This is a genomic window from Burkholderia sp. MSMB1459WGS (assembly GCF_001534535.1).
GTDB lineage: Bacteria > Pseudomonadota > Gammaproteobacteria > Burkholderiales > Burkholderiaceae > Burkholderia.
In genome coordinates this window covers 13,813-40,656 of record NZ_LPMU01000060.1, presented here as the reverse complement: position 1 = coordinate 40,656, position 26,844 = coordinate 13,813, and the positions used below count along the sequence as shown (strand labels likewise).

Below are 26,844 nucleotides of genomic sequence, written 5' to 3'. Positions count from 1 at the left end.
CGTAAACCGGAGTTATCCACAGAACTGTGCGTCCTTTGTTAACTTCTACTACGTATATATACAAGTAAACCTTTGAAACCAAAGACCTGTGGTGCCGCACAGCGCCGCGAGTCGATTCGGTCGGTTCCGGAGCGAAAAAGCTGTGGCACAATCGGTTTCCTTCGCGTTCGTTCGGCCAGGCGCCGGACATGCTTCAATGGAACGGTCGGCATGATTTCGAATCTGAATCTTCGAGTCCGCCAGTCCGTTCACACACCAGGCCGACAATCCAGATCGGCAACCTGAACGACGTTCCACCCTGTGGCGGAACAGGCGGATCCCATGTACCGCCGTCGTCGAGCACAACAATCACATTCGGGGCAATACCCAGCCGGCGCGCATCCATTCCTGTCGCTTGACCCGTGTCGCTGGCGGTTGCTTCCAAAGGAGAAGTCACCACGATGAAGTCGGCGTTCTCATTCCTGCCCAACTGGCCACTCGCGCCGGATGCCGTGTTCTGGGCCGGGCTCGCGCTGTTCGCCGCCGGCCTGTGCGGCGAGCTGTGCTATCGCGCTTGGCGTCTGCCGCGCATCACCGGCTATGCCGTAATCGGCCTGATCGCCGGTTCGTTCGGATTCGGCGTGATCGACGCGAGCACCGACGAAACCTCGCGGCTGCTGATGGACGTCGCGCTCGGCCTGCTGCTGTTCGAACTCGGCAGCCGCCTCGACCTGCGCTGGATTCGGCGCAATCCGTGGCTCGTCGCGTCGAGCCTCGCGGAAGCCACGCTCACGTTCGTGCTCGTACTGTTCGTGATGCTCGCGCTCGGCGTATCGGGGATGGTCGCGCTGGTGCTGTCGGCGATCGCGATCGCGACGTCGCCGTCGATGGTGATCCAGCTCAAGACCGAACTGCGCGCGGAAGGGCAGGTGTCGCAACGCCTCATCACGCTCACCGCGCTGAACAGCGTGTACGCGATCGTGCTGACCAAGCTCGTGACGAGCTGGCTGCACCAGGAAGCGTACGGCAACGTTTTCGCGACGATCCTGCAACCGCTTTACCTGCTCGCCGGTTCTTTCATCGTCGCGTATCTCGTCGCGCGTTCGTGCAATTACCTGTTCCGTCACATGACCGCGACGATGCGCGACGAGCATTCGTTCGTCGCGCTGTTCGGGCTCGTGATGCTCGCGATTGCCGTCGCGCAGGCGTTGAAGCTGTCGACGCTGCTCACGCTGCTGCTCGCCGGCATCATCGTGAAGAACCTCGAAGCGCGGCCGCAACTGTGGCCCGAGCATTTCGGCACGGCCGGCTGGCTGCTGACGGTGGTGCTGTTCGTGCTGACGCTCACGTCGTTCACGTGGGGCGACATCGCGCTCGGCGGGTTGCTCGCGATCGTGCTGATCGTCACGCGGCTCGCCGCGAAGCTGGCCGGCGTCGTCGCGTTCGCGAAGCCGAGCGGTCTCGGGATGAAGCAGGGCGTCGCACTCGGCATCGCGCTCACGCCGATGTCCGCGCTGTCGTACCTGCTCGTCGACGACACCTACCAGCTCTACCCGAATTTCGACCCGCACCTGCGCGCGATCGTGATGTGCTCGATCGTGATCCTGCAGCTCGTCAGCCCGTTCGTCGTCTACCGCTGCCTGTCGGCGGTCGGCGAACGCAGCGACGGCAACTGATTCCGGAACCTGCCATGGCACTCGAAACCTTCGTCAATTCCGAACCGTTCACGTTCGGCGTCGAACTGGAGATCCAGGTCGTCAATACGCACAATTACGACCTGACCAAAGCGGCATCCGACCTGATGCGCCTGATCCAGGGCGAGACCTTTCCGGGCAACATCACGCCGGAAATCACCGAAAGCATGATCGAGCTGTCGACCGGCATCTGCCATTCGCACGAGCAGGCCGTCAGCGAGCTGCATGCGATCCGCGACGTGCTCGTGAAGGCAGCCGACCAGCTCAACGTCGGGCTGGCCGGCGGCGGCACGCATGCGTTCCAGCAATGGAGCGACCGGCAGATCTACGATGCGCCGCGCTTCCAGTACATCTCCGAGCTGTACGGCTATCTCGCGAAGCAGTTCACCGTGTTCGGCCAGCACGTGCACATCGGTTGCCCCGATCCCGACAGCGCGCTGTTCCTGCTGCACTCGATGTCGCGCTTCATTCCGCACTTCATCGCGCTGTCCGCGTCGTCGCCATTCGTGCAGAACGTCGATACGGGCTTCCATTCGGCACGCCTGAATTCGGTGTTCGCGTTCCCGCTGTCGGGTCGCGCACCGTTCGTGCTGACCTGGGACAGCTTCGAGGAGTACTTCACGAAGATGGTGAACACGGGCGTCGTCAATTCGATGAAGGACTTCTACTGGGATATCCGGCCGAAGCCCGGCTACGGCACGATCGAGGTGCGCGTGATGGACACGCCGCTGTCGGTCGACCGCGCGGCGGCGATCGCCTGCTACATCCAGACGCTCGCACGCTACCTGCTGACCGACCGGCCGCTGAAGCTGTCGGAGGACGATTACCTCGTCTACACGTTCAACCGTTTCGAAGCGTGCCGTTTCGGGCTCGAAGGCACCTGCGTGAATCCTCAGACGGGCGAGCGCCGCACGATCGCGGAAGACATCCTCGACACGCTCGACCGAATCGCGCCGCATGCGGCTGCGCTCGGTTCGCGCGCGGCGCTCGACGAGATCGGTGCGCTCGCGAAGGCGCGCGTGAACGACGCATCGTGGTTGAGAACCGTTTTCAAACAGGAAAAATCGCTGAACGAGACGGTCCGGCAGCAGTGCTTACGTTGGCGCGAGTGAAAAAATGTTTTGCAGATTGCGGGATCGACCGCGGCGCGATTCGCTGAATGGCGCTCGCCGCCGCGTCCGGCCGAACGCGTCGCCAGTCGTCCTGAAAATCTGTGGATAACCTGATATTCCACTGCAAAGTCAACGCTCTGCGGGCGGGATAACCCGGTGGATCATCAACGTGCGGCCGGTGGCCGATCCGAACAGGAAAATACCGGCGCGCCCCGCTTCGCGGGCTCGTGACATTGCGCGCACAACGAAAAATTGCGGTTATCCAGCGATTTTCCACAGAGTGCAGGGGATAACTTAGCTGTGCGATTTTCCGCTCTCGCTTAGAATGTCGGCTTTGCGGACACCGGAAACGATGCGTGTCTCTCCGGTCGCCGCGAACGCGACCGCCGCGTGTGCCTCGCGACGGCCGTGCTGACGCACTCGAAAGAGTGCGTCTGTTTTGAGACGGGATTCGATCTCCACACTACGGCCGCTCGGCCAACCGGGCGGCGGCAAAGCGAAAAGACTATGAGCGAAGGCGTTTACGGGAACCAGGCTGCGGGACGTGTGACCCACAGCCTGCTGCGGTTGAGCACGGCCATGCGGAGCGAGGCATGGGATTGGGCGGAAGGCGCTGGCCTCACGCCGACGCAGGGCGAGATTCTCGTGCTGCTGTTGCAGCGCAAGGGCCCGATGCGGCTCGGCGAGATCGCGCGCGAGACGCAGCTCACCGCGGCCACGACGAGCGATGCGGTCAGCACGCTCGAGACGAAGGGGCTCGTCGAGAAGCGCCGTGCGCTGGACGACGGCCGGGCACTGGCCGTGCGCCTGTCGGCGCGTGGCCGCACGGCCGCGAAGAAGGCGCTGCAATGGCCTGAATTCCTGACGAAAGCGGTGGGCAAGCTCGGCGCGGACGAGCAGGGCACGCTGTATCGCGCGCTGCTGAAGACGCTGCGCGAGCTGCAGGTGGCCGGCGCGACGCCGCCGCAACGCATGTGCCTCACGTGCACGCATTTCCAGCCGGGCAAGCTGTCGAAGAAGACCGTGCATCACTGCGCGGCGCTCGACATCTCGATGTCCGACAGCGATCTGCGTCTCGACTGCCCGGTGCAGGAAGAAGCCGACGCGGCGACGCAGAAGAAGACCTGGAAGATTTTCGCTGGCTGACGTCCGTCGATCGACCGGGAGGCCGATGATGAACGCTGAAGTCGTGGCGATCCGCCACGTGCATTTCGAGGATCTCGGGAGCTTCGAGCAGGTGCTCGGCGAACGCGGTCGACGGGTGCGCTATGTCGATGTCGGATCGTCGCGGGTCGAGGTGCTCGACGTGCTCGAGCCGTCGCTGCTCGTCGTGCTCGGCGGGCCGCTCAGCGTGTACGACGATGCGCAGTATCCGACGATCGCGCCGCTGCTGGCGCTCGTGCGCCAGCGCATCGACGCGGGGCTGCCGATCCTCGGCATCTGCCTCGGCGCGCAGTTCATCGCGCGGGCGCTCGGGGCGCGCGTCTATCCGGCCGCCCGGCACGAACTCGGCTGGGCGCCGCTGACGCTCACCGATGCCGGCCGCGCGTCGCCGTTGCGCCATCTCGACGGCGCGACGACGTCGATGCTGCACTGGCATGGCGATACGTTCGACCTGCCGGGCGGTGCGATCCATCTCGCGTCGACGCCGGCCTGCCGCCACCAGGCATTCGCATGGGGGCAGCACGTGCTGGCGTTGCAATGTCATCCCGAGATCCGTGCCGATCGCTTCGAACCGTGGCTGATCGCAAACGCCGGCGAAATCGCCGCGACGCCCGGCGTCGACGCGCGCCAGTTGCGTGCCGATACCGCGCAGCACGGCCCCGCGCTCGAGACGGCTGCACGGCGCATGTTCGCGGAGTGGCTCGGCAGCGTCGGGCTCTGACGTCGCGGGCAGTCCCGTCCGCTGCAACGGTCGGAGCCGGCCTGCATCCGTTGTGGGGCCGGCGCATCGCCGTACACCGCACATTCCGCGCACCGCCGGCATCCCGGCCGGCCGTACCTGACCATCCGCTTACTGTCGTTCGCGCCGTCTGCACGCTTCGGGCGTGCGTGCTACGCTCGTCCGCTCTTTCCCTTTCCTGGCGAGCGGCTTCCATGACTGCGCTGTTTTCCCCGTTCACGCTGCGCGGCGTGACCCTTCCGAACCGGATCGTGATTTCCCCGATGTGCCAGTACTCGGCCGAACGCGGCGAAGCGACCGACTGGCACATGATTCACCTCGGCCATCTCGCGCTGTCGGGCGCGGGGCTGCTGTGCATCGAAGCGACCGCCGTGGAACCCGACGGGCGCATCACGCATGGCGACCTCGGCCTGTGGGACGACGTGACCGAAGCCGCGCTGAAGCCGGTGCTGGCCGCGATCCGCAAGCATTCGCCGGTTCGCGTCGCGATGCAGTTGTCGCATGCGGGGCGCAAGGCGTCGAGCGCGGCGCCGTGGGAAGGCGGCCAGCTCGTGCCGGTCGCCGACGGCGGCTGGTTGCCGCACGGGCCGTCGGCCGTGCCGCACAAGGACGGCGAGACGCCGCCGCTCGCACTCGATGCCGCGGGCCTGAACCGTATCCGGGAAGCCTTCGCGGCGTCGGCCAGGCGGGCTGCTCGGCTCGGCATCGATGCGATCGAAGTGCATGCCGCGCACGGCTACTTGCTGCATCAGTTCCTGTCTCCGCTCGCGAACCGGCGCACCGACGAATACGGCGGCTCGCGCGAAAACCGGATGCGGTTTCCGCTCGAGATCTTCGAGATCGTGCGCGCCGCGTTTCCGGAAGACCGGCCGGTCGGCGTGCGCGTGTCCGCGACCGACTGGGTCGAAGGCGGCTGGGAGCTCGACGATACGATCGCGTTTGCGCACGAACTGAAGCGCCGCGGCTGCGACTGGATCGACGTGTCGTCCGGCGGCGTGTCGCCGCTCCAGAAGATTCCGCTGTCGCCCGGTTACCAGGTGCCGTTCGCGCAGGCCGTGAAGCGGGCGGTCGGCATGCCGACGATCGCGGTCGGCCTGATCAACGAACCCGGGCATGCGGACCGGCTGATCGAGGCCGGCGATGCCGATCTCGTCGCGATGGCGCGTGCGATGCTGTACGACCCGCGCTGGCCGTGGCACGCGGCGGCCGAACTCGGCGCGCAGGTGACGGCGCCGCCGCAATACTGGCGCTCGCAACCGCGCGAGCACAAGGCGCTGTTCGGCGACGTCGCATTCGGCCAGCGCTGAGCCCATCGCGCAATATTGCGCGCGATGTTGAACGAAGCAATCGTGAACGTGTAGGATGCGGGTGATTCGCCGCATGCCCCGACGCGGCACCGACCGGTGCCGCGTTTTCGTTTGGCGCGGCGCCCGGCCGCGTTCGCGGTCGCTTCCATTCAAGTCGTCTTCACAAGGATTCGTTCGATGAGTTCACGCAGGATCGCGGTGCGCCGCTCGGGAGTACACGGCAAGGGCGTGTTCGCCGTGGCGCCGATCAAGGCCGGCGAGCGCGTAGTGGAATACAAGGGCGAGCGAATCTCGTGGAAGGAAGCGCTGCGCCGTCATCCGCACGACCCGAGCGAGCCGAATCATACGTTCTACTTCGCACTCGACGAAGGCGGCGTGATCGACGGCAAGATCGACGGCAACAGCGCGCGCTGGATCAACCATTCGTGCGCGCCGAACTGCGAAGCCGAGGAGGTCAAGGGCCGCGTATTCATCCACGCGCTGCGCGACATCGGCCCGGAAGAGGAACTGTTCTACGACTACGGCCTCGTGATCGACGCGAAGCTGACGAAGAAGCTCAAGCGCGAATACGCGTGCCACTGCGGTGCGGAGTCGTGCCGCGGCACGTTGCTCGCGACGTCCGACGAAAGCGGGAAGAAGAAAAAGAAGAAGGACAAGAAGGACGGCAAATCCGCGTCCGGTTCGAAGGACAAGAAGAACCGGAAGTGATGCAGGCGGCAGCGCATTTCGCGCTGCCGCTGTCGTTTCGGCCGACGGGTGGCGCGTCGTAGCGGGCCGTCGTTCGATTTCCTTCTCCGGCGGGCCGCCCGGTCGAAACGGGCCGACGGCCGCCCGCCGCGAATCGCTCAGTGCGTCGGCGCCGCAGCCGGCATTTCGCCGGCCGGCTTCTCCGTGCGCGCGGCGAGCGGCACCCTCACCACGAAGCGCGAGCCGCCTTCCGGGGCATCCTCGTACGATACGGTGCCGCCGTGCATCGCAATGATGTCGTGCACGATCGCGAGCCCCAGCCCGGCGCCCGTTTCGACGCCGTTGCCGCTTTGCGCGTCGCCGCGGAAGAAGCGCTTGAACAGGTCGGCCTGCTGGTTCGCGGGCACGCCGGGGCCGTTGTCCTCGACGACGATCTCGGCGGCAGGCTGGCTGTCCTCGAGCGCGGCGCGCGCGACGTTCACCGTGATCCGCGCGCCGTCCGGCCGCGCGAGCGGCACGTACTTCAGCGCATTGTCGAGCAGGTTCGCGATCACCTCGCGCAGCAGCACGGGGTTGCCGCGCACGATCAGCGTCTCATCGTCGCCCGCGTCGTCGCTGCGCTGGAAGCCGAGGTCGACATGCGACGCGAGCGCGCGCGGCACCCATTCGGCGCCCGTCTCGAACGCCATCGCCGCGAGATCGACATCGACGAAGCGCGCGGCCTGTTCGCCCGGCTCGGCACGCGCGAGCGACAGCAACTGGTTGGACAGCCGCACCGCGCGATCCGCGGCCGCGCGCAGCTCGCGCACCGCGGCGAAGGTCTGGTGCGGGTCGCGCGCGACGGCCGCCTGCTCGGCATGCAGCTTCACCGCGGTGAGCGGCGTGCGCAACTGGTGGGCGGCATCGGCGATGAACTTGCGCTGCGCGTCGAGCGCGGTCTTCAGACGGCCGAGCAGCGCGTTCATCGCGCTCGTCAGCGGCCGGATCTCCAGCGGCACGTCGGTTTCGTCGACCGGTTCCAGCGACGTGTGGGTCTGCCGGTTCAGCGAATCGGCCAGATGCGTGAGCGGGCCCAGTTGCTGGTTCACGACGCGCCACACGATACCCCAGCCCGCGAGCAGCAGTAGCAGCAGCGGCATCATGATCGCGACGAGGAATTCGGCCGCGATCCGGTAGCGGTGCCGCACCGGCTGCGCGACTTCGACGACCATCGGCCGGCCGCCTTCGACGTTGTCGACGCGCACCTGCGCGACCCGCACCGCGCGGTTGTCGTACTCGGCCTCGAACACGTACGCGTGATGCATGCGGCGCACGTTGATGCCCTGCAGCGGCAGCTTCGGATCGCCGGCGAGTTCCTGCTCGCCGTCGCTGATCCGGTAGATCAGCGCTTCGGCCGGATCGGAGAACATCGCCTGCGCGAGCGGCGGCACCGTGAACGGCGCGTCGGGGCCGGCGATCTGGATCTGTTTGGAGATGGCGGTCGCGAGATCGGCGAGCGAGCGGTCGATCACGTGCTGCGTGTATTGCCACGCGAGCCAGTAGGCGATCAGGCCGCTCATCAGCGCGAGCATCGACAGCGGAGCGGCGAGGCGCCGGAGCAGCGAGCGGCGCAGGCTGGTGGTCACAGCCGGATCAGAAGACATTTCGACGGGCAAATGGATGGGCGCCGCTCACGGGGAGCGGCGCGGTCGTGCGCCGGGAGCGGCGACGCGGAGCAGCACGCATGCGCCGGCGGCACGCGGCCCGGCCGGCGCGCGGCGTCGCTCAGACGCTCGCCGTCTGGCGGATTTCCTGCAGCAGGTAGCCGAAACCGCGCACCGTGACGATTTCGACCCGGCACTGTTCGAGCTTCTTGCGTACGCGGTGCACGTAGACTTCGATCGCGGTGTCGCCGAGATCGCCGCCGAAGTGCGTGAGGTGATCCTGCAACTGGGCCTTGCTGACGACGCGGCCGTGACGCAGCAGCAGCATCTCGAGCACCGCGAATTCGCGCGGCGACAGTTCGAGCGGCTTGTCGTCGTTGAAGATGCGGCGGTCGACGCCCGACAGCCGGACGCCGCCGAGCGACACTTCCGGACGCGGCATGTCGCTGTGCGGGCCGCTGCGGCGCATCACCGCGCGGATGCGCGCTTCGAGCTCGGCCGGCTCGAACGGCTTGAGCATGTAGTCGTCGGCGCCGGAGTTCAGGCCCTGGATCCGGTCGTTCAGCTCGTCGCGCGCGGTCAGCACGATCACGGGCGTGTGGCGGTTGGTCTGGCGGAAGCGCGTGAGCAGGGTCATCCCGTCGATGCCCGGCAGGCCGAGGTCGAGGATCACGAGTTCGTGGCGGTTCTGTGCCAGCGCCTGTTCGGCAAAAATGCCGTCATGCACCATGTCGACGGTGAAGCCAGCCTGCTCGAGGCTGCTCTGGATACCGCGTGCGATGGGGCGGTCGTCTTCGATCAGAAGGAGTCGCATGAAGTTCGCTCAAGTACAATGGGTTGGCGGTTCAGGCACGCGGACAGCACGAAGCCGTTTCCACAGGGACGCCGCATCGCCTGACATCAAGCATGGCGGCCAGCGAACGATTAGATCCAATCATGTCCGATATTTCGATCCACGACCTAGAAGCCGCGATCAATTTCTGGCGCGCCCGCTCGCCGTCGAGCGGCGACGAACTCAAACTCTGCGAAGAGGCCAGCGCGCTCTCCAAGCCGTATGCGCTGCTGATTGTACAGCGCGAAAGCGCGCTGCAACTGGAAGGATTGGACCCCAAGGCGCGGAAAGCGTACGAGACTTACGTGCGCCTTAAGGATGGCTTGGAAAGCTGAAGGCTTTCGCTGAGTACATCCTAGAAAACGTTTAGCGAAATGAAAAGTTGACGCGCCGCGCATCGAAAGGAGGCGCGGCGGTGGAGGCGATACTCAGGCGCCCGGTTGCGCGTGTGCGGCGGCGCCGTCGATGAACCGCGCGAGTTCGATGTCGCGTTCGGTCAGCCCGTCGGCATCGTGGGTCGACAGCGTGACGTCGACGCGGTTGTACACGTTGAACCATTCCGGATGGTGATTCATCTCCTGCGCCTTGATCGCGACACGCGTCATGAAGCCGAATGCCTCGTTGAAATCGGCGAAGCGCAGGCGGCGCTGGATCGCGTCGCGGCCCGGCACGGCCGTCCAGAGCGGCAGGCCTTCGAGCCGGGTCTTGCGTTTTTCGGATGTGAGCTTGTGGATCATCTTGCACCTCTCGTTCGGTAACGGTGTCCGCCCGCGGCTGCGCCGCGCGGCGAAGCCGGCATCGTTCATTGTTTCATAGTTGCGGGAAGGGCGACGGGCAGCCGGCGACGGGCAACCGGCGGGTGCCGCGCGCCCAGCGCATCACGCGTCGTCGTCGTCGGGCCAGCCCTCGCCCGTGCCGCGATGCAGCACGCGGTCGGTCTCGAGCACCGCGCCGGCCGCGAATTCGGGCAATGCCGCGAGCCGGCCAGCCAGTGCGCGGCCGTCGACGTCGGCGAGCGCGAACAGTTGCGCGAAATCGTCGATCACGAAGTAAGTCTTCTGGAACGTGTCGATCCGGTACTTCGTGCGCATCACGCGCTCGAGGTCGAACCCGAGCCGGTTCGGCGCCGCGCTTTCGAGGCTGTACAGGCTTTCGCCCTTGCTCGATACGATCCCGGCGCCGTAGATCGACAGTCCGTTGACCGCGCGCGGGTCGCGGATCAGCCCGAATTCGACCGTATACCAATAGAGGCGCGCGAGCCGCGCCAGCGCCGCTTCGTCGTCGGCAACCGCGAGCGCGGTGCGGCCATACGCCTGCATGTAGTCGGCGAACACCGGATCGATCAGCAGCGGCACGTGGCCGAACAGGTCGTGGAAGCAGTCGGGTTCCTGCAGGTAGTCGAGCTGGTCGGGACGGCGCATCCACCAGGTGACGGGAAAACGCCGGTTCGCGAGGTGCTCGAAGAACACGCGGTCGGGCACGAGGCCCGGCACCGCCACGATTTCCCAGCCGGTCACGGGCTTCAACTGGCGGTTCACGTCGGCGAACGACGGCACGCGATCGGCCGGCAGCTCGATCTTGCCGAGCCCGGCGACGAATGCATCGCACGCGCGGCCGCGCAGCAGCGCTGACTGGCGCGCATAGAGCTGCTTCCACACCGCGTGGTCGACCCGGCCGTAGCGCTGAAGCGGCTGGTCGATGGTGAAATCGGCGCGGGTTTCGAGGCCCGCGTCGAACTGCTCCTGCAGTTTCGCGGTGACGACGGTGGACATGATCAGGCTCTGCACGCTGTGGTTGGGATCATGCAAGTGTAGAGCGGGCTGCGCGCGGATTGGGCGCATAGTTGGCGTTGAATTGCTTGATAATGCGATAATCGCGCATCAAATCACGAATCGATGCGGAGAATGCTCATGCTGGAACTCGATCACTTCGATCTCGCGCTGCTGGACGTGCTGCAGCGCTTCGGTCGCGCGACCCATCAGCAGCTGGGCGAGGAGGTGCCGCTGTCGCCGTCGCAGATCGGCCGGCGGTTGCAGCGGCTCGAGGCGGCCGGCGTGATCGAAGGCTACCGCGTGATGCTGCGGCCCGAAAAGCTCGGCCTCGGCGTGACCGCGTTCACGAGCCTGAAGCTCAAGCATCACGGCGATTCGATCATCGAGCAGTTCCAGCAGCAGATCGACGTGCTGCCGGAAGTGCTCGAATGCCATGCGGTGGTCGGCGATGCCGACTACCTGCTGCGGATCGTCGCGCCGGATCTCAACGCGCTGTCGCAGTTCGTGATGAAGAAGCTGATGCGCGTACCGGGCGTCGACAGCGTGCGCTCGAACATCGTGCTGACGACCTTCAAGCGCAACGGCGCGCTGCCGCTCGCGCATCTGGCGCCTGGCGCCGCGTGACGGGGAGGAGCCGCGGCGCCGGCGCCGAGGGCGGCCCGCGCGGGGCGCCCTCGGTGGGGCCGGATCAGGCCGTTTCGGGGCGGGTGTCGGCGTTCAGCAGATCGACGTACGCGACCGCGACGAGATCGTCCTGCGCCACGCCGAGCTTCGCGAACACCTCGTGCGCTTCGGCTTCGCCGCCGGCTTCGTCGTCGTCCGGGCCGAGCACGACTTCGAGCTCGATGAAATCGCCGAGCCCGTCGACGCGGTCGAGGTGGATGCGCGTGCGGCCCGCGAGGTACACGTGCCGCTCCTTCGTCACGATCCCGCGCGTGGTCAGCGCGGTCGCGAGCAGCGAATGCATCGCATCGGGGTTCGTCACCGGGCTGCGCGTGTAGTACGACGCCTTCGGGCCGTCGCGGTCGTCGCGCTGATAGAAGATCAGCTCGGCCGGCGTGCCGTCCTCGAAGCGGCGCAGCTTCAGTCGGCCGCGCGGTACGTCGTAGAAGAAATCCTGCTGGCGGTAGAACAACGGCGCTTCGGTCGCGAGCTGAGCCGCCTGTTCGCGCAGCCGGTCGAATTCACGGGCGCGGGCTTTGATCTCGATGTTGCGGGCCATGCGGGTCTCCTTCAATCGGGGTCTCGCGGTGTGCGAACGCACAATCTAGCAAAAAGCCTGCGATGGCGGCGTGACGAGCGGACGGCACGCGGCGACACGACGCGGGGCGGGCGATCGATCCGTAACGGCGACCCGCGGAATGCGTCGGGCACCGAAACCCGCTGCGCGAGCGGCCGCGTCGACATCAGCAACGCTCATATCGCCCACTGTGCTTCGATCAGCCGCAGCGCGGCCGCGATCGCGGGTTCGTCGCGCCGCTCGGCGAGCGTCACGAACGTCAGTTCGGTCGGCACCGTCACGCGCTCGACGATCGTCAGCGCATGCGCGTGCGCTTCGGCCAGCGCAGTCGAATCGCGCGCGAGCGTCAACCCGATCCCCGATTTGACGAGGTCGAGCATCGATTGCTCCTGGTCGACCTCGGCGACCTTCACCGGCTGCGCACCGGCGTCCGCGAAACGCCGCGACAGCAGCCGGTGGTGCGCGGACGCCGGCGGCGTCCAGATCCACGGCAGCGCGGCGAGCGCGCGCCAGTCGTGCGCGCGCTGCACGCGCTCCTTCCAGCCGGCCGGCGCGAGCACGCGGTACTGGAAATGGGTGAGCGCGAGGGTGTGGAACAGCGCGCCGTCGAGCGGATCGTCCTCGCCCGGCCGGCCGATGTAGTAGCCGACGTCGAGCGCCTGCGCGCGCACCTGTTCGATCACCCAGCCGGACATTCCGTGCCGCAGCGCGGTCTCGATTTGCGGATGTGTCTCGACCAGCGCGCGGAGAAAGCCGCCGAGCCGCAGGAACTCCGGGTCGAGAATCGTGCCGATCCGCAGCCGGCCGCGCACCTCGTGCCGCAGCGCGGCGGCGGCGCGCTGCACGTCGGCGGCCGCGGCGAGCGCGCGTTCCGCATGCGGCAGCAGCGTCTGGCCGTCGCGCGTGAGCGCGAGCCCGCGCGACGTACGCGTGAACAGCGCGACGCCGAGCGTTTCCTGCAGATGCTTGATCTGCAGGCTGACGGCCGGCTGCGTCAGGTGCAGTTGCGCGGCCGCGCGCGTCAGGTTGCCTTCGCGCGCGACCGTCGCGAACGCGCGGAGCAGGGTGAGATCCATCGTCGTGATATGAGCGCGGCTTATAACGCAGTTCAGCATAACTCATTGGATCGACGGCTGGCGCCCGGAGTACGCTACATCGATCGCGTCGCCCGCGACGCATAAAAAAGGAAGGAGACACGCCGTGAGTACTCAACGCACGCTGGAGGGCGAATACGACTACGTGATCGTCGGCGCGGGCACCGCGGGCTGCGTGCTCGCGAACCGCCTGACCGAGGATCCCGACATCAGCGTGCTGCTGCTCGAAGCGGGCGGCAAGGACGACTATCACTGGATTCATATCCCGGTCGGCTATCTGTACTGCATCGGCAACCCGCGCACCGACTGGCTGTACAAGACGCAGCCCGAAGCGGCGCTCAACGGCCGCGCGCTGTCGTATCCGCGCGGCCGCGTACTGGGCGGCTGCTCGTCGATCAACGGGATGATCTACATGCGCGGCCAGCGCGAGGACTACGACAACTGGGCGCAGGAAACCGGCGACGCCGGCTGGTCGTGGGACAGCGTGCTGCCGATCTTCAAGCGCAGCGAGGATCACCATGCGGGCGCGAGCGACGCGCACGGCGCGGGCGGCTACTGGCGCGTCGAGAAGCAGCGGCTGCGCTGGGAGATCCTCGAATCGTTCGCACAGGCCGCGCAGCAGACGGGCATCCCCGCCACCGACGATTTCAACCGCGGCGACAATGCCGGGGTCGGTTACTTCGAAGTGAACCAGAAGCGCGGCGTGCGCTGGAATACGTCGAAGGCGTTCCTGCGGCCCGCGATGGCGCGCCCGAACCTGACCGTGATCACCGGCGCGCACGCGCAGCGCGTGATCTTCGACGGGCGGCGCGCAGTCGGCGTCGAGTACCGCGGCGGCGGCACCGATTACGTCGCGCGGGCGCGGGCGGAAGTGCTGCTGACGTCGGGCGCGGTGAATTCGCCGCAACTGCTCGAACTGTCGGGCATCGGCGACGGCCGGCGGCTGCAGGCGCTCGGCATCGACGTCGTGCAGGATCTGCCGGGCGTCGGCGAAAACCTGCAGGACCACCTGCAATTGCGGATGGCGTTTCGCGTCGACGGCGTGCGCACGCTCAACACGCTGTCCGCGCACTGGTGGGGCAAGCTGATGATCGGCGCCGAATACGCGCTGCTGCAGCGCGGGCCGATGTCGATGGCGCCGTCGCAACTGGGCGCATTCGCGAAATCGGACCCGGACGATCCCGCACTCACGCGGCCCGATCTCCAGTACCACGTGCAGCCGCTGTCGCTCGAACGTTTCGGCGAGCCGCTGCACGGCTTCAACGCCTTTACGGCGTCGGTCTGCCATTTGCGGCCGACGTCGCGCGGCAGCGTGCACGTCACGAGCGCCGATCCGGGCAGCGCACCGGCGATCGCGCCGAACTATCTGTCGACCGATCACGATCGGCACGTCGCCGCGAACGCACTGCGCCTCACGCGCCGGATCGCGTCCGCGCCGGCGCTCGCGCGCTATCGTCCCGAGGAAGTCCTGCCGGGCCCGCAGTACCGGACCGAGGCCGAACTGATCGATGCGGCCGGCGCCGTCGGCACGACGATCTTCCACCCGGTCGGCACCTGCCGGATGGGGCGCGCCGACGACGCGCGCGCGGTAGTCGACAGCCGGCTGCGCGTGCGCGGCATCGCCGGGTTGCGGATCGTCGATGCGTCGGTGATGCCGTTCATCACGTCGGGCAACACCAATTCGCCGACGCTGATGATCGCCGAGCGCGCGAGCGACATGATTCGCGCCGACCGCCGTGCGGCGCGCGAAACGGCGCCGGTGCTCACCGAGGCCGCGGTGACGGCTGCATGACGGCCCGCTGAGACGCGCGCCAGCGGGCCGTCATGCGAATACCCGCTCGCTGATTCGATATGCGAAACAAGCTGCCGTCGCTTTCGCTCGAACGGCAAGATCCGTGCAAGCCGCGCCGTCGCGCGGTTTTTTTCGGCGCGTGCGTGCCACGTCCTGCAACAGGTCAACGCGTGATGATGCACGTATCAAAAAAACGCGGTGAAAAACCGTGCGCAGCCGCGTCCGACAAGGCGGCCACCCCTATAAGTGCAAATCCCGATGATTGCACTGCACCAACGGCGCGACAATGTTGCGCAATGTGCATACGCGTCGGCGCGGGAGACCAACCCTCGAGGCGTACCACGGCGCCCGGGGGCAGCCCGCTGATCCGCTGACCCGTTCGCGGCCGCTCGCGCCAGGCTTCCCGGTGCTTCGCCTGACTTCGTACGGAAGGGAACATGATTCTCGGCGACACGATTCTGGAAACACGCGGACTGACGAAGGAATTCAGGGGCTTCACCGCCGTGAATGGCGTCAACCTGCGTGTGCGGCGCGGTGCGATCCACGCATTGATCGGGCCGAACGGCGCGGGCAAGACCACCTGTTTCAACCTCCTCACCAAATTTCTGACGCCGACAGCCGGCCAGATCGTCTTCAACGGCATCGACATCACCGACGAGCGGCCCGCGCAGGTCGCGCGGCGCGGCATCATCCGCTCGTTCCAGATCTCGGCCGTGTTTCCGCACCTGAGCGCGCTGCAGAACGTGCGCATCGGTCTGCAGCGGGCACTCGGCACCGAATTCCATTTCTGGCGCAGCGAACGCACGCTGAAGCGGCTCGACGATCGCGCGATGGATCTGCTCACGCAGGTCGGCCTCACCGATTTCGCGCACGTGCCGACCGTCGAGCTCGCCTACGGCCGCAAGCGCGCGCTCGAGATCGCGACGACGCTGGCGATGGAGCCCGAACTGATGCTGCTCGACGAGCCCACGCAGGGGATGGGCCACGAGGACGTCGACCGCGTGACCGCGCTGATCAAGAAGGTCGCGAGCGGCCGCACGATCCTGATGGTGGAACACAACATGAACGTGATCGCGGGGATCTCCGACACGATCACCGTCCTGCAACGCGGCGAGGTGCTGGCCGAAGGCTCGTATGCGGAAGTGTCGAAGAATCCGCTCGTCATCGAGGCCTACATGGGCAGCGCCGATGCAGCGCTCGCGGGGGCGCACGCATGAAGCACAGCGAACGGGAGGAACGCGAATTGAGCGGCGTCGAGAGCGGTACGCCTGCGCTGGAGATCACGGGCCTGGAGGCCTGGTACGGGGAATCCCACATCTTGCACGGCGTCGATCTGACCGTGCATCGCGGCGAGGTCGTCACGCTGCTCGGCCGCAACGGCGCGGGCCGCACGACGACGTTGCGCGCGATCATGGGCCTCACGGGCCGCCGCGCCGGATCGATCAAGGTCGCGGGCCACGAGACGATCGGCCTCGCGACGCACCGCATCGCGCATTACGGCATCGGCTACTGCCCGGAGGAGCGCGGGATCTTCTCGAGCCTGTCGTGCGAGGAGAACCTGATGCTGCCGCCGCTGATCGGGCCGCACGAGCACGCGATGTCGCTCGACGAGATCTACGCGATGTTCCCGAACCTCGCGTCGCGCCGGCAGAGTCAGGGCACGCGGCTGTCGGGCGGCGAGCAGCAGATGCTCGCGGTCGCGCGGATCCTGCGCACCGGCGCGAACCTGCTGCTGCTCGACGAGATCTCCGAAGGCCTGGCGCCGGTGATCGTGCAGGCGCTCGCACGGATGATCGTCGCTCTGAAGGCGCGCGGCTACACGATCGTGATGGTCGAACAGAATTTCCGCTTCGCCGCACCGCTCGCCGACCGCTTCTACGTGATGGAGCACGGCCGCATCGTCGAGCATTTCCGTGCATCCGAACTGGAAGGCAAGATGCCGATCCTGCACGACCTGCTCGGCGTGTGACGGCGCTCCGTTTCCGTTGCCGCTAGCCGTGGCGGCTCTCGAACAACCACAACGCATCAGAACAACAGGAGACGTCAATGAAAATGAAGACCCTCGCACAGGCCTGTCTCGCGCTCGCGGCCGCCGCGTTCACCGCCGGCGCCGCCCACGCGGCGGATACCGTGAAGATCGGCTTCATCACCGACATGTCGGGGCTTTACGCGGATATCGACGGGCAGGGCGGTCTCGAGGCGATCCGCATGGCGGTCGCGGACTTCGGCGGCAAGGTGCTCGGCAAGCCGATCGAGGTCGTCTACGCCGATCACCAGAACAAGGCCGACATCGCCGCGTCGAAGGCGCGCGAATGGATGGACCGCGGCGGGCTCGACCTGCTGGTCGGCGGCACGAACTCGGCCACCGCGCTGTCGATGAACCAGGTCGCGGCCGAGAAGAAGAAGGTCTACATCAACATCGGCGCAGGCGCCGACACGCTGACCAACGAGCAGTGCACGCCGTACACGGTCCACTACGCGTACGACACGATGGCACTCGCGAAGGGCACCGGTTCGGCGGTGGTGAAGCAGGGCGGCAAGAGCTGGTTCTTCCTGACGGCCGACTACGCGTTCGGCAAGGCGCTCGAGAAGAACACGTCGGACGTCGTGAAGGCGAACGGCGGCCAGGTGCTCGGCGCGGTGCGTCACCCGCTGTCCGCGTCGGATTTCTCGTCGTTCCTGCTGCAGGCGCAGGCGTCGAAGGCGCAGATCCTCGGCCTCGCGAACGCGGGCGGCGACACGATCAACTCGATCAAGGCCGCGAAGGAGTTCGGCATCACGAAGACGATGAAGCTCGCCGCGCTGCTGATGTTCATCGACGACGTGCACAGCCTCGGCCTCGAAACGACGCAGGGCCTCGTGCTGACCGACAGCTGGTACTGGAATCGCGACGCGGCGTCGCGCCAGTGGGCGCAGCGCTACTTCGGCAAGATGAAGAAGATGCCGTCGAGCCTTCAGGCGGCCGACTACTCGTCGGTGACGACGTACCTGAAGGCCGTGCAGGCCGCCGGTACGACCGACTCCGACAAGGTGATGGCCGAGCTGAAGAAGATCAAGATCAGCGACTTCTACGCGAAGGGCTATATCCGCCAGGACGGCAGCATGATCCACGACATGTACCTGATGGAAGTCAAGAAGCCGTCGGAATCGAAGGAGCCGTGGGACTACTACAAGGTGCTCGCGACGATTCCGGGCGAGCAGGCGTTCGGCACCAAGCAGGAAACGCGCTGCGCGTTGTGGAAGTAAGCATCGCGTAGCGGCGCGCCCGGGCGCGCCGCACGGTGGCGGCTGCGGCGAGGTGCCCGCTGCGCCGCCCGCGTGCGCGACGCATGAAGGTTGCGCACGCAACGACACTCATTCTGACGGCTAAGTCGATGGAAATCTTTGGCATTCCGTTGCCGGCGATGCTGAGCCAGTTGCTGCTCGGGCTCGTCAACGGCTCGTTCTACGCGATCCTGAGCCTCGGGCTCGCGGTGATCTTCGGGCTGCTCAACGTGATCAACTTCGCGCACGGCGCACTGTTCATGCTGGGCGCGATGCTCGCGTGGATGGGCCTGTCGTATTTCGGGCTGCCGTACTGGGCGATGCTCGTGCTCGCGCCGGTGCTCGTCGGCGCGTTCGGGATCGCGATCGAGCGCTCGATGCTGCGCTGGCTGTACAAGCTCGATCACCTGTACGGGCTGCTGCTCACGTTCGGCCTCACGCTGGTCGTCGAAGGCGTGTTCCGGTCGATCTACGGATCGTCCGGCCAGCCGTACGACGTGCCGTCGCAGTTGTCCGGCGCGACCAACCTCGGCTTCATGTTCCTGCCGAACTATCGCGCGTGGGTCGTCGTCGCGTCGCTCGCGGTGTGCCTCGCGACGTGGTTCGTGATCGAGAAGACGCGGCTCGGCGCGTACCTGCGCGCGGGCACCGAGAACCCGAAGCTCGTCGAGGCGTTCGGTGTGAACGTGCCGATGATGATCACGCTCACCTACGGCTTCGGCGTCGCGCTCGCCGCGTTCGCGGGCGTGCTGGCCGCGCCGGTGATCCAGGTGTCGCCGCTGATGGGCCAGCCGATGATCATCACCGTGTTCGCGGTGGTCGTGATCGGCGGGATGGGCTCGATCCTCGGCTCGATCGTCACGGGCCTGATGCTCGGCGTGATCGAGGGCTTCACGCGCGTGTTCTATCCCGAAGCGTCGGCCACCGTCGTGTTCGTGATCATGGCGATCGTGCTGCTGTTCCGCCCGGCGGGCCTCTTCGGCAAGGAAAAATGATGCAGAGAAAAGTGCTCTACGGCGTGCTGCTCGCCGCACTGCTCGCCGCGCCATTCATCGGCGCGTATCCGGTGTTCGTGATGAAGGTGCTCGCCTTCGCGCTGTTCGCGGCCGCGTTCAACCTGCTGATCGGCTATACGGGGCTGCTGTCGTTCGGCCATGCGATGTTCCTCGCGACGGCCGGTTATGTGACCGGCTATTCGATGCAGACGTTCGGTTTCACGCCGGAGCTCGGCGTGCTGGCCGGCACCGTCGTCGCGACGCTGCTCGGGCTCGTCGTCGGGCTGTTCGCGATCCGCCGGCAGGGCATCTACTTCGCGATGATCACGCTCGCGTTCGCGCAGATGGTCTACTTCATCTATCTGCAGGCGCCGTTCACGCACGGCGAGGACGGCCTGCAGGGCGTGCCGCGCGGCCGCCTGTTCGGGCTGCTCGACCTGTCGAACGACGTCGCGCTGTACTACGTCGTGCTGGCGGTGGTCGTCGCCGCGTGCGCGTTCATCGTGCGAGTCGTCCATTCTCCATTCGGCCAGGTGCTCGTCGCCATCAAGGAGAACGAAGCGCGCGCGATCTCGCTCGGCTACGACACCGACCGCTTCAAGCTGCTCGCGTTCATCCTGTCGGCCGCGCTCGCGGGGCTGGCCGGCTCGCTGAAGGTGCTCGTGCTCGGCTTCGAGACGCTGTCGGACGCGTACTGGACGATGTCGGGCCTCGTCGTGCTGATGACGCTCGTCGGCGGGATGGGCACGCTGTTCGGGCCGCTGCTGGGCGCCGCGCTGATCGTGGCGCTGGAGGACCGGCTCGGCGACATCGGCGAATGGCTCGCGTCGACGACGGGCGTCGCGTGGTTCCATTCGCTCGGCGAATCGGCGACGATCGTCACCGGGCTGATCTTCATCGCATGCGTGCTGGCCTTCCGGCGCGGTATCGTCGGCGAGATGGTCGCGCGGATCAAGCCGTTGAGAGCCTCGTCGTGAGCAGGCCGTGCGCAACGCCGCGCGTTGATGCGAAGCACCATCCGGCGCGTCCGGCAAGGGCGTTGCGGCGGGTTCGGGCAGGCGCCGCGCGGCAGGCTGGTGCCCCATTTTCGTGCGGCGATGCACCATAGGGGTAAATGCTAAGTTGTCGTGGTGCTTAAGCCTCTTTAAGATTCACCTTAGTTCTGATGCACCGCGAAACGAATTTGCAGGTGGAGAACGAGGAGACAATCGAGGCACAAAGTGCCCGGACCCCAAAGCGCTGTTGGACGGAATCCAACAGCGCTTTTTCATTTCCGTGCACGGATTCCATCGATGGTGCATCGGCCTGCGTGACGGCCATCTTCCGCGTTTGCATTCGCACCGCGTCTTTTCCGCGCTTCGCCGCGTCCCCCCGTTTTTTCCCTTTCCGCGATCGTTAACACACGATGCGCAATCCTGCACAGGCGCTTCGGGCTTACCCGGTTGGCGTGCGCGAAAGGCGTCCGTTACACTCGGCTTTCGCCGACCGTGCGGTCGGGAAAATCGGTCGGCAGTTCTCCTACACGCACAATGCAGAAGAGGGAGTACGGTTGGATGAGCAGCGCAGCGCGGTGGATCGGGGGCAGGAGAGGCGGCGGGCGCCGCTCGTTCGTCATCGGGTGCGCGATGGGTCGTCGCGGCATTCCCGAGCCGTCCTGCGGCCTGTATGCGCGCCCCGGCGCCAGCGCGGGTCGTTGTGCTCGCATCCGTATCCGCATCGTCATGAGCCGCCGGTTTTCCGACGTTTCATCGCGTGCGTACCGGGCCGCATCGGGCCGGTACGGCGGCCGTTTCCGCCATCGTTGCGCACGCACCGATTTTCCGCGCGATCCCGCCTTTATTCGCTTTCTTCATCCTGACGACATTGCTGCTGCGCATCGTGATGGCCGAATGACCGTTTCGGCCGGCATGCGGCCCATGGGGGCGGCGTCACGGGAAAACGAGCATGGGCGCGGATGGACTAGATAATTAAGATATTAACTTGTTTATGGGGACCGGGAGCCGCCCGAGCGACCCGTGGTTTTTTCGAGCAGCGTTTGGAGACAACGTAAATGAAGATGAATCGATGGATGGAGGCCATGCTTGCCGCGGGCCTCGTGTGTGCGGCGGCCACGGCGTCGGCGCAGGTCAAGATCGGCGTGACGCTGTCGGCTACGGGCCCGGCCGCCTCGCTCGGGATTCCGGAAAAGAACACGATCGCGCTGCTGCCGAAGGAAATCGCGGGCAAGAGCGTGCAGTACATCGTGCTCGACGACGCCTCCGACACGAGCCGCGCGGTGCAGAACGTGCGCAAGCTGATCGACGAGGACCACGTCGACGCGATCATCGGCTCCTCCGTCACGCCGAACTCGCTTGCGATGCTCGATCCCGTGTCGCAGGGCAAGACGCCGGCGATTTCGCTCGCGGCGAGCGCGCAGATCATCGCGCCGATGGACGCGAAGCGCGCGTGGATGTTCAAGGTGCCGCAGAACGATCAGCTGATGGCCGACGCGATCGCCGGCTACATGGCGAAGCACGGCGTGAAGACGGTCGGTTTCATCGGCTTCGCCGATGCCTATGGCGACAGCTGGTACAAGACGTTCGACGCGGCGGCCGCGAAGAACGGGCTGAAGCTGGTGTCGAACGAGCGCTACAACCGGACCGATGCATCGGTGATGGGGCAGGTGCTGAAGCTGCTGGGCTCGAACCCGGATGCGGTGCTGATCGCGGGCTCGGGCACGCCGGCGGCGCTGCCGGCCAAGACGCTGAAGGAGCGCGGCTACAAGGGTAAGGTGTATCAGACGCACGGCGTCGCGAACAACGATTTCCTGCGCGTGTGCGGCAAGGATTGCGAAGGCGAGATCCTGCCGGCCGGCCCCGTGCTCGTGACCGACCAATTGCCCGATTCGAATCCGGTGAAGAAGCCGGCGCTCGGCTACAAGGCCGCGTACGAGAAGGCCTACGGCGCGGGTTCGCTGTCGACGTTCGGCGGCCATGCGTGGGATGCGGGCTTGCTGCTGCAGCGGGCGATCCCGGAAGCGCTGAAGAAGGGCCAGCCGGGCACCGAGGCGTTCCGCGAAGCGCTGCGCGCGTCGCTCGAAAGCGTGAAGGATCTGCCCGTCTCGCACGGCGTGATCAACATGACGGCGACCGATCACAACGGCTTCGACACGCGTGCGCGCGTGATGGTGCAGATCGTCGACGGCAAGTGGAAGTTGCAGGCCGAGTAAGCATCACGTGAAACCGGCACACGCGGCGCGAACGGCGCCGCGCGTGCCGTCGGCGGGGTGGCGCGCCTGAGACGGCCGCACCCGTGCCGCCTGGAACTGCCGGGGCTCGCCGCATGGCGCGCGAGGTGCCGATCGCTTCGCGCGCGCCCCGAGCGTTTTCGCCTTTCGTTTCTCCGCAGCATTCTCTCGATACACGAAACGTATGGATCTCTCGATTGCGGCGATCCTCGCGCAAGACGGCATCACGACCGGCGCCATTTATGCATTGTTGTCGCTGGCGCTCGTGCTGGTGTTTTCCGTCACGCGGGTGATCTTCATTCCCCAGGGCGAATTCGTCGCCTACGGTGCGCTGACGCTGGCCGCGTTGCAGGCGCAGAAATTCCCCGCCACCTGCTGGCTGCTGTTCGTGATGGGCATTGCGTGCTTCCTGCTGGAAGTCGGCGGCCTGATCCGCCATCGCGAACGTCGTCACCCGCTCGGCCGCACGCTCGCGACGCTGGCGAGCCGCTACGTGCTGCTGCCGCTCGCGGTGTTCGCGCTCACGCGCAGCTTTGCCGCGCAGCCGTTGCCGATGCTCGCGCAGATCGCGCTGACGCTCGCGATCGTCGTGCCGATGGGGCCGTTCGTCTACCGGCTCGTGTACCAGCCGATCGCCGAAGGTACGACGCTGCTGCTGCTGATCGTGTCGGTCGCCGTCCATTTCGCGATGGTCGGCCTCGGCCTCGTGATGTTCGGTGCGGAGGGCTCGCGCACCGCCGGATTTTCGGACGCGTCGCTCGCGATCGGCAGCATGACGGTATCGGTGCAGAGCATCCTGGTCGTCGTCACGGCGCTCGTGCTGATCGGCGCGCTCTACGTGTACTTCGGCCGCACGATCGCCGGCAAGGCGCTGCGCGCGACGTCGGTGAACCGGCTCGGTGCGCGGCTCGTCGGCATCGGCACGACCGAAGCCGGGCGGCTCGCGTTCACGTTCGCGGCAGGGCTCGGCGTGCTGTCGGGGATCCTCGTCGGCCCGCTGACGACGATCTACTACGACTCGGGCTTCCTGATCGGCTTGAAGGGCTTCGTCGGCGCGATCATCGGCGGGCTCGTCAGCTACCCGCTCGCGGCCGCCGGCTCGCTGCTCGTCGGCGTGCTCGAATCGTATTCGTCGTTCTGGGCGAGCGCATACAAGGAGGTGATCGTGTTCACGCTGATCATTCCGGTGCTGCTGTGGCGGAGCTTCGTGACGCCGCATGCGGAAGAGGAAGAGGAGTGACGCGATGAAGACGATGGTACGCAACAAGACCTTCTGGCTGTTTCTCGTCGTGCTGTTCGCGCTGCCGGTGCTGCCCGGTGCGCTACAGGTGCCCGAGTACTGGATCACGCTGCTGAACTACATCGGCCTGTATGCGATCGTCGCGATCGGGCTCGTGCTGCTGACGGGCGTCGGCGGGATGACGAGCTTCGGGCAGGCCGCGTTCGTCGGCATCGGCGCGTATGCGACCGCGTTCCTGACGACGCGGTACGGCGTGTCGCCGTGGCTCGCACTGATCGTCGGCGTCGTGCTGACGGCGCTCGTCGCGCTCATGCTCGGCGCCGTGACGATGCGGCTGTCCGGGCACTTCCTGCCGCTCGGCACGATCGCGTGGGGCCTCGCGCTGTTCTATCTGTTCGGCAACCTCGAACTGCTCGGCAAGTACGACGGGATCAACGGGATTCCGGCGCTGAACCTGTTCGGCATCCGGCTCGACAGCGGCCGCAGCTTGTATTTCCTCATCTGGGCCGTGGTGCTGGCCGCAATCGTGTCGGTGCAGAACCTGCTCAACAGCCGACCCGGCCGCGCGATCCGCGCGCTGCGCGGCGGCGGCGTGATGGCCGAGGCGATGGGCGTGAACACCGCGTGGATGCGCGTGGTGATCTTCGTCTACGCCGCCGTGCTCGCGGCGGTATCGGGCTTCCTGTACGCGCACCTGCAGCGCGCGGTGAACCCGACGCCGTTCGGCCTGAACCACGGGATCGAATTCCTGTTCATGGCGGTGGTGGGCGGCGTGTCGCACGTATGGGGCGCGGTGCTGGGCGCGGCGATCCTCACCGTGCTGCAGGACTACCTGCAGACGCTGCTGCCGAAGCTGCTCGGTTCGGAAGGCAACTTCGAGATCATCGTGTTCGGCGTACTGATGGTGCTGCTGCTGCAGTACGCGCGCCAGGGCGTATGGCCGTTCGTCGCGAGGCTGTTCCCGCGCGGGCCGCGCGCGCATGTGCCGGAGCAGACCGACCCGCTGCCGCAGCGCGCGAAGCCCGTGCCCGGCGAGCCGCTGCTCGTCGTCGACGGCGCACGCAAGCAGTTCGGCGGGCTCGTGGCCGTCAACGACGTCAGCTTCGACGTGAAAGCGGGGCAGATCGTCGGGCTGATCGGCCCGAACGGCGCGGGCAAATCGACCACGTTCAATCTCGTGACCGGCGTGCTGAAGCCGACCGGCGGTGCGATCACGTTTCGCGGCGAGCGCATCGACGGGCTGACGTCGCGTCAGGTGGTCCGCCGCGGCATCGGTCGCACGTTCCAGCACGTGAAGCTGTTGCCGGCGATGACGGTGCTCGAGAACGTCGCGATCGGCGCCCATCTGCGCGGTCATACGGGCGTGTGGCGCAGCATCGCGCGGCTCAATGCGCACGAGGAAGCGCAGTTGCTGGCCGAAGCCGCACGCCAGATCCGCCGCGTCGGGCTCGAGAAGCACATGTACGACGAAGCGGGCAGCCTCGCGCTCGGCCAGCAGCGGATTCTCGAAATCGCACGGGCGCTGTGCTGCGATCCGACATTGCTGCTGCTCGACGAGCCCGCTGCCGGCCTGCGTTACCAGGAGAAGCAGCAACTCGCCGACCTGCTGCGGCGGCTGAAGGCCGAAGGCATGAGCGTGTTGCTCGTGGAACATGACATGGATTTCGTGATGAACCTCACCGACCGGCTGGTGGTGATGGAGTTCGGTACGCGGATCGCGGAAGGGCTGCCGCAGGATGTGCAGCAGGATCCGGCCGTGCTCGAAGCGTACTTGGGCGGGGTGGAGTGATGACGGACACGACGATGCCGATTCTCGAAGTACGCGGCCTGGCGGTGCGGTACGGGAAGGTGGAGGCGCTGCATGGTGCTGCCATCAAGGTCGGAGCGGGGCAGATCGTCAGCGTGATCGGTCCGAACGGGGCCGGTAAATCGACACTGCTGAACGCGATCATGGGCGCGCTGCCGATAACGGGGCACGCGTCGGGCGCGGTCGTGTATCGCGGCAGCGATGTCGGTGCGCTGCCGGTCGAGCAGCGCGTCGCGCGCGGGATGTGTCTCGTACCGGAGAAGCGCGAACTGTTCGGCACGATGACGGTCGAGGACAACCTCATATTGGGTGCATATCGGCGCAAGCAGGCAGGGGAAGCGAACTTCCTCGACCAGCTCGATCACGTGTTCGCGCTGTTTCCGCGGCTGAAGGAGCGCCGCAGGCAGGCGGCCGGTACGCTGTCGGGCGGCGAGCGGCAAATGTTGGCGGTCGGACGTGCGCTGATGGGCAAGCCCGACCTGCTGATGCTCGACGAGCCGAGCCTTGGGCTGGCGCCGCTGATCGTGAAGGAGATCTTTCATATCATCAGCGCGTTGCGCGGTACCGGCGTGGCGACGCTGCTGATCGAGCAGAATGCACGGGCTGCGCTGCAGATTTCCGATTACGGCTACGTGCTGGAGACGGGCGAATTTGCACTGGAAGGGCCTGCGGCCGAGCTCGCCCGGAATCCGCGTGTGATCGAGACATATCTCGGGCTGGCGAAAAAGACGGCTTGATCGTCGAGGGGGCGGAAGGGAAACGAGCGGCGTGTTTCACGTGAAACACGCCGTTTTTGTTTTGCGAGATCGCGAGGTTTCGATGCATCGCTGGTTCGGAACCGGAGGATAAGTCAAGCAGGAATAGTCGGAAGCTCTGTGCAGATGCCGCGCAGGTTTGCTCCACAGGTCGACGACGCGTTGCGCTTCAGCGGACAAGTCACCGGACAACCTTCAGAAATGCTGTGTGGAAGAGGGCACAGGACGTCGCGACCGATGGATTGCGCTTGGCACAGACATCGGTGAGGTCAGGGGTTCCACGCATGCTGGTGGTGATTAACCGGGTTTGGCACAGGCACGATGACGTGCGTTTAACCGGTTGTGAGCACCGCTGAAGCCGGCCCGGTACACCAAATTCGCCTTCCCACAGCAAAAATCGCCGAAATGCACAGACCCTACCATTCGGACGGCCTTCGAGTGAAAAGCGAACCCGCTATAATTCGATCCATACATTTCTCAGATAGGTTCGTGCGCTGCTCTG

The 26,844-nt window shown here is 66.3% G+C and carries 25 protein-coding genes; 19 read left to right on the top strand and 6 right to left on the bottom strand.

All coding sequences use genetic code 11. From position 1 onward, the window contains the following. The first annotated feature begins 440 nt into the window (after positions 1-440). The 6 genes from WT97_RS22535 to WT97_RS22510 all read left to right on the top strand — a co-directional run bounded on the left by WT97_RS22535 (position 441) and on the right by WT97_RS22510 (position 6,703). A complete protein-coding gene (locus WT97_RS22535) occupies positions 441-1,655 on the top strand; it encodes a cation:proton antiporter (RefSeq protein ID WP_034209665.1) in 1,215 nt (404 codons plus the stop codon). A gap of 14 nt (positions 1,656-1,669) precedes the next feature. Then, the gene (locus WT97_RS22530; protein WP_006490006.1) at positions 1,670-2,785 is read left to right on the top strand and encodes a YbdK family carboxylate-amine ligase; all 1,116 of its coding nucleotides are present in this window, start codon (positions 1,670-1,672) and stop codon (positions 2,783-2,785) included. A gap of 507 nt (positions 2,786-3,292) precedes the next feature. Further along, a complete protein-coding gene (locus tag WT97_RS22525; RefSeq protein ID WP_059503130.1) occupies positions 3,293-3,931 on the top strand; it encodes a MarR family winged helix-turn-helix transcriptional regulator in 639 nt (212 codons plus the stop codon). A gap of 28 nt (positions 3,932-3,959) precedes the next feature. Further along, the gene (locus WT97_RS22520; RefSeq protein ID WP_060354480.1) at positions 3,960-4,670 is read left to right on the top strand and encodes a glutamine amidotransferase; all 711 of its coding nucleotides are present in this window, start codon (positions 3,960-3,962) and stop codon (positions 4,668-4,670) included. A gap of 212 nt (positions 4,671-4,882) precedes the next feature. Further along, the gene (locus WT97_RS22515) at positions 4,883-5,995 is read left to right on the top strand and encodes an NADH:flavin oxidoreductase/NADH oxidase (protein WP_060032214.1); all 1,113 of its coding nucleotides are present in this window, start codon (positions 4,883-4,885) and stop codon (positions 5,993-5,995) included. Positions 5,996-6,172: 177 nt separating this feature from the next. Beyond that, positions 6,173-6,703 (top strand): SET domain-containing protein, encoded by a 531-nt coding sequence (locus WT97_RS22510; RefSeq protein WP_060032217.1) that lies wholly within the window; start codon positions 6,173-6,175, stop codon positions 6,701-6,703. Between the two features lie 137 nt (positions 6,704-6,840). Here the strand turns inward: WT97_RS22510 and WT97_RS22505 are convergent, their stop codons facing one another. Both WT97_RS22505 and WT97_RS22500 read right to left on the bottom strand, forming a co-directional pair. Then, the gene (locus WT97_RS22505; protein ID WP_059503136.1) at positions 6,841-8,325 is read right to left on the bottom strand and encodes a sensor histidine kinase; all 1,485 of its coding nucleotides are present in this window, start codon (positions 8,323-8,325) and stop codon (positions 6,841-6,843) included. A gap of 121 nt (positions 8,326-8,446) precedes the next feature. Continuing rightward, positions 8,447-9,139, bottom strand: coding sequence for a response regulator transcription factor (locus WT97_RS22500; RefSeq protein ID WP_006401494.1), 693 nt, complete (start codon positions 9,137-9,139; stop codon positions 8,447-8,449). A gap of 122 nt (positions 9,140-9,261) precedes the next feature. Between WT97_RS22500 and WT97_RS22495 the strand changes: the two genes are divergently transcribed. Next, positions 9,262-9,492 (top strand): DUF3717 domain-containing protein, encoded by a 231-nt coding sequence (locus WT97_RS22495; RefSeq protein WP_006401493.1) that lies wholly within the window; start codon positions 9,262-9,264, stop codon positions 9,490-9,492. Positions 9,493-9,585: 93 nt separating this feature from the next. Here the strand turns inward: WT97_RS22495 and WT97_RS22490 are convergent, their stop codons facing one another. Beyond that, a complete protein-coding gene (locus WT97_RS22490; RefSeq protein ID WP_257128550.1) occupies positions 9,586-9,963 on the bottom strand; it encodes a 4a-hydroxytetrahydrobiopterin dehydratase in 378 nt (125 codons plus the stop codon). A gap of 72 nt (positions 9,964-10,035) precedes the next feature. Continuing rightward, positions 10,036-10,929 (bottom strand): phenylalanine 4-monooxygenase, encoded by an 894-nt coding sequence (gene phhA / locus WT97_RS22485; protein WP_059503388.1) that lies wholly within the window; start codon positions 10,927-10,929, stop codon positions 10,036-10,038. Positions 10,930-11,067: 138 nt separating this feature from the next. Between phhA and WT97_RS22480 the strand changes: the two genes are divergently transcribed. After that, positions 11,068-11,553, top strand: a complete 486-nt coding sequence (locus tag WT97_RS22480; RefSeq protein ID WP_006408082.1) for an Lrp/AsnC family transcriptional regulator — start codon at positions 11,068-11,070, stop codon at positions 11,551-11,553. A 64-nt stretch (positions 11,554-11,617) separates the two neighbouring features. On the opposite strand, the gene WT97_RS22475 is transcribed toward WT97_RS22480, so the two are convergent. Both WT97_RS22475 and WT97_RS22470 read right to left on the bottom strand, forming a co-directional pair. After that, positions 11,618-12,151, bottom strand: a complete 534-nt coding sequence (locus WT97_RS22475) for a class IV adenylate cyclase (protein WP_059503138.1) — start codon at positions 12,149-12,151, stop codon at positions 11,618-11,620. A 194-nt stretch (positions 12,152-12,345) separates the two neighbouring features. Continuing rightward, positions 12,346-13,245 (bottom strand): LysR family transcriptional regulator, encoded by a 900-nt coding sequence (locus tag WT97_RS22470; protein WP_059503140.1) that lies wholly within the window; start codon positions 13,243-13,245, stop codon positions 12,346-12,348. 124 nt (positions 13,246-13,369) lie between these two features. Between WT97_RS22470 and WT97_RS22465 the strand changes: the two genes are divergently transcribed. The 11 genes from WT97_RS22465 to WT97_RS22420 all read left to right on the top strand — a co-directional run bounded on the left by WT97_RS22465 (position 13,370) and on the right by WT97_RS22420 (position 26,324). Beyond that, positions 13,370-15,055 carry a GMC family oxidoreductase gene (locus WT97_RS22465; protein WP_060354464.1) on the top strand — a complete coding sequence of 562 codons (1,686 nt, stop codon included), beginning with the start codon at positions 13,370-13,372 and terminating at the stop codon, positions 15,053-15,055. Between the two features lie 437 nt (positions 15,056-15,492). Then, positions 15,493-16,272, top strand: coding sequence for an ABC transporter ATP-binding protein (locus WT97_RS22460; protein ID WP_027783147.1), 780 nt, complete (start codon positions 15,493-15,495; stop codon positions 16,270-16,272). Further along, positions 16,269-17,024: an ABC transporter ATP-binding protein gene (locus WT97_RS22455; protein ID WP_059503144.1), complete on the top strand. Its 756-nt coding sequence runs from the start codon at positions 16,269-16,271 to the stop codon at positions 17,022-17,024. The genes WT97_RS22460 and WT97_RS22455 overlap by 4 nt, the downstream gene beginning before the upstream one ends. Before the next feature lie 77 nt (positions 17,025-17,101). After that, positions 17,102-18,301 (top strand): ABC transporter substrate-binding protein, encoded by a 1,200-nt coding sequence (locus WT97_RS22450; protein WP_059790461.1) that lies wholly within the window; start codon positions 17,102-17,104, stop codon positions 18,299-18,301. Between the two features lie 128 nt (positions 18,302-18,429). Beyond that, positions 18,430-19,314, top strand: coding sequence for a branched-chain amino acid ABC transporter permease (locus tag WT97_RS22445; RefSeq protein WP_059503148.1), 885 nt, complete (start codon positions 18,430-18,432; stop codon positions 19,312-19,314). Further along, positions 19,314-20,291 (top strand): branched-chain amino acid ABC transporter permease, encoded by a 978-nt coding sequence (locus WT97_RS22440; protein WP_059503390.1) that lies wholly within the window; start codon positions 19,314-19,316, stop codon positions 20,289-20,291. The genes WT97_RS22445 and WT97_RS22440 overlap by 1 nt, the downstream gene beginning before the upstream one ends. Before the next feature lie 775 nt (positions 20,292-21,066). After that, the gene (locus WT97_RS34280; RefSeq protein ID WP_156440311.1) at positions 21,067-21,207 is read left to right on the top strand and encodes a hypothetical protein; all 141 of its coding nucleotides are present in this window, start codon (positions 21,067-21,069) and stop codon (positions 21,205-21,207) included. A 157-nt stretch (positions 21,208-21,364) separates the two neighbouring features. Beyond that, positions 21,365-22,522 carry an ABC transporter substrate-binding protein gene (locus WT97_RS22435; protein WP_034209654.1) on the top strand — a complete coding sequence of 386 codons (1,158 nt, stop codon included), beginning with the start codon at positions 21,365-21,367 and terminating at the stop codon, positions 22,520-22,522. Positions 22,523-22,724: 202 nt separating this feature from the next. Continuing rightward, positions 22,725-23,780, top strand: a complete 1,056-nt coding sequence (locus WT97_RS22430) for a branched-chain amino acid ABC transporter permease (RefSeq protein ID WP_059790463.1) — start codon at positions 22,725-22,727, stop codon at positions 23,778-23,780. Between the two features lie 4 nt (positions 23,781-23,784). Then, positions 23,785-25,569, top strand: a complete 1,785-nt coding sequence (locus WT97_RS22425; RefSeq protein ID WP_060354463.1) for an ATP-binding cassette domain-containing protein — start codon at positions 23,785-23,787, stop codon at positions 25,567-25,569. Then, positions 25,569-26,324, top strand: coding sequence for an ABC transporter ATP-binding protein (locus WT97_RS22420; RefSeq protein ID WP_059503158.1), 756 nt, complete (start codon positions 25,569-25,571; stop codon positions 26,322-26,324). The genes WT97_RS22425 and WT97_RS22420 overlap by 1 nt, the downstream gene beginning before the upstream one ends. Positions 26,325-26,844 lie beyond the last annotated feature (520 nt).

Excerpts from the sequence above, each read along its gene's own strand:
- WT97_RS22535 (WP_034209665.1), top strand. The coding sequence starts at position 441 with ATGAAGTCGGCGTTCTCATTCCTGCCCAACTGGCCACTCGCGCCGGAT.
- WT97_RS22530 (WP_006490006.1), top strand. The coding sequence starts at position 1,670 with ATGGCACTCGAAACCTTCGTCAATTCCGAACCGTTCACGTTCGGCGTC.
- WT97_RS22525 (WP_059503130.1), top strand. The coding sequence starts at position 3,293 with ATGAGCGAAGGCGTTTACGGGAACCAGGCTGCGGGACGTGTGACCCAC.
- WT97_RS22520 (WP_060354480.1), top strand. The coding sequence starts at position 3,960 with ATGAACGCTGAAGTCGTGGCGATCCGCCACGTGCATTTCGAGGATCTC.
- WT97_RS22515 (WP_060032214.1), top strand. The coding sequence starts at position 4,883 with ATGACTGCGCTGTTTTCCCCGTTCACGCTGCGCGGCGTGACCCTTCCG.
- WT97_RS22510 (WP_060032217.1), top strand. The coding sequence starts at position 6,173 with ATGAGTTCACGCAGGATCGCGGTGCGCCGCTCGGGAGTACACGGCAAG.
- WT97_RS22505 (WP_059503136.1), bottom strand. The coding sequence starts at position 8,325 with ATGTCTTCTGATCCGGCTGTGACCACCAGCCTGCGCCGCTCGCTGCTC.
- WT97_RS22500 (WP_006401494.1), bottom strand. The coding sequence starts at position 9,139 with ATGCGACTCCTTCTGATCGAAGACGACCGCCCCATCGCACGCGGTATC.
- WT97_RS22495 (WP_006401493.1), top strand. The coding sequence starts at position 9,262 with ATGTCCGATATTTCGATCCACGACCTAGAAGCCGCGATCAATTTCTGG.
- WT97_RS22490 (WP_257128550.1), bottom strand. The coding sequence starts at position 9,963 with ATGAACGATGCCGGCTTCGCCGCGCGGCGCAGCCGCGGGCGGACACCG.
- phhA (WP_059503388.1), bottom strand. The coding sequence starts at position 10,929 with ATGTCCACCGTCGTCACCGCGAAACTGCAGGAGCAGTTCGACGCGGGC.
- WT97_RS22480 (WP_006408082.1), top strand. The coding sequence starts at position 11,068 with ATGCTGGAACTCGATCACTTCGATCTCGCGCTGCTGGACGTGCTGCAG.
- WT97_RS22475 (WP_059503138.1), bottom strand. The coding sequence starts at position 12,151 with ATGGCCCGCAACATCGAGATCAAAGCCCGCGCCCGTGAATTCGACCGG.
- WT97_RS22470 (WP_059503140.1), bottom strand. The coding sequence starts at position 13,245 with ATGGATCTCACCCTGCTCCGCGCGTTCGCGACGGTCGCGCGCGAAGGC.
- WT97_RS22460 (WP_027783147.1), top strand. The coding sequence starts at position 15,493 with ATGATTCTCGGCGACACGATTCTGGAAACACGCGGACTGACGAAGGAA.
- WT97_RS22455 (WP_059503144.1), top strand. The coding sequence starts at position 16,269 with ATGAAGCACAGCGAACGGGAGGAACGCGAATTGAGCGGCGTCGAGAGC.
- WT97_RS22450 (WP_059790461.1), top strand. The coding sequence starts at position 17,102 with ATGAAAATGAAGACCCTCGCACAGGCCTGTCTCGCGCTCGCGGCCGCC.
- WT97_RS22445 (WP_059503148.1), top strand. The coding sequence starts at position 18,430 with ATGGAAATCTTTGGCATTCCGTTGCCGGCGATGCTGAGCCAGTTGCTG.
- WT97_RS22440 (WP_059503390.1), top strand. The coding sequence starts at position 19,314 with ATGCAGAGAAAAGTGCTCTACGGCGTGCTGCTCGCCGCACTGCTCGCC.
- WT97_RS22435 (WP_034209654.1), top strand. The coding sequence starts at position 21,365 with ATGAAGATGAATCGATGGATGGAGGCCATGCTTGCCGCGGGCCTCGTG.
- WT97_RS22430 (WP_059790463.1), top strand. The coding sequence starts at position 22,725 with ATGGATCTCTCGATTGCGGCGATCCTCGCGCAAGACGGCATCACGACC.
- WT97_RS22425 (WP_060354463.1), top strand. The coding sequence starts at position 23,785 with ATGAAGACGATGGTACGCAACAAGACCTTCTGGCTGTTTCTCGTCGTG.
- WT97_RS22420 (WP_059503158.1), top strand. The coding sequence starts at position 25,569 with ATGACGGACACGACGATGCCGATTCTCGAAGTACGCGGCCTGGCGGTG.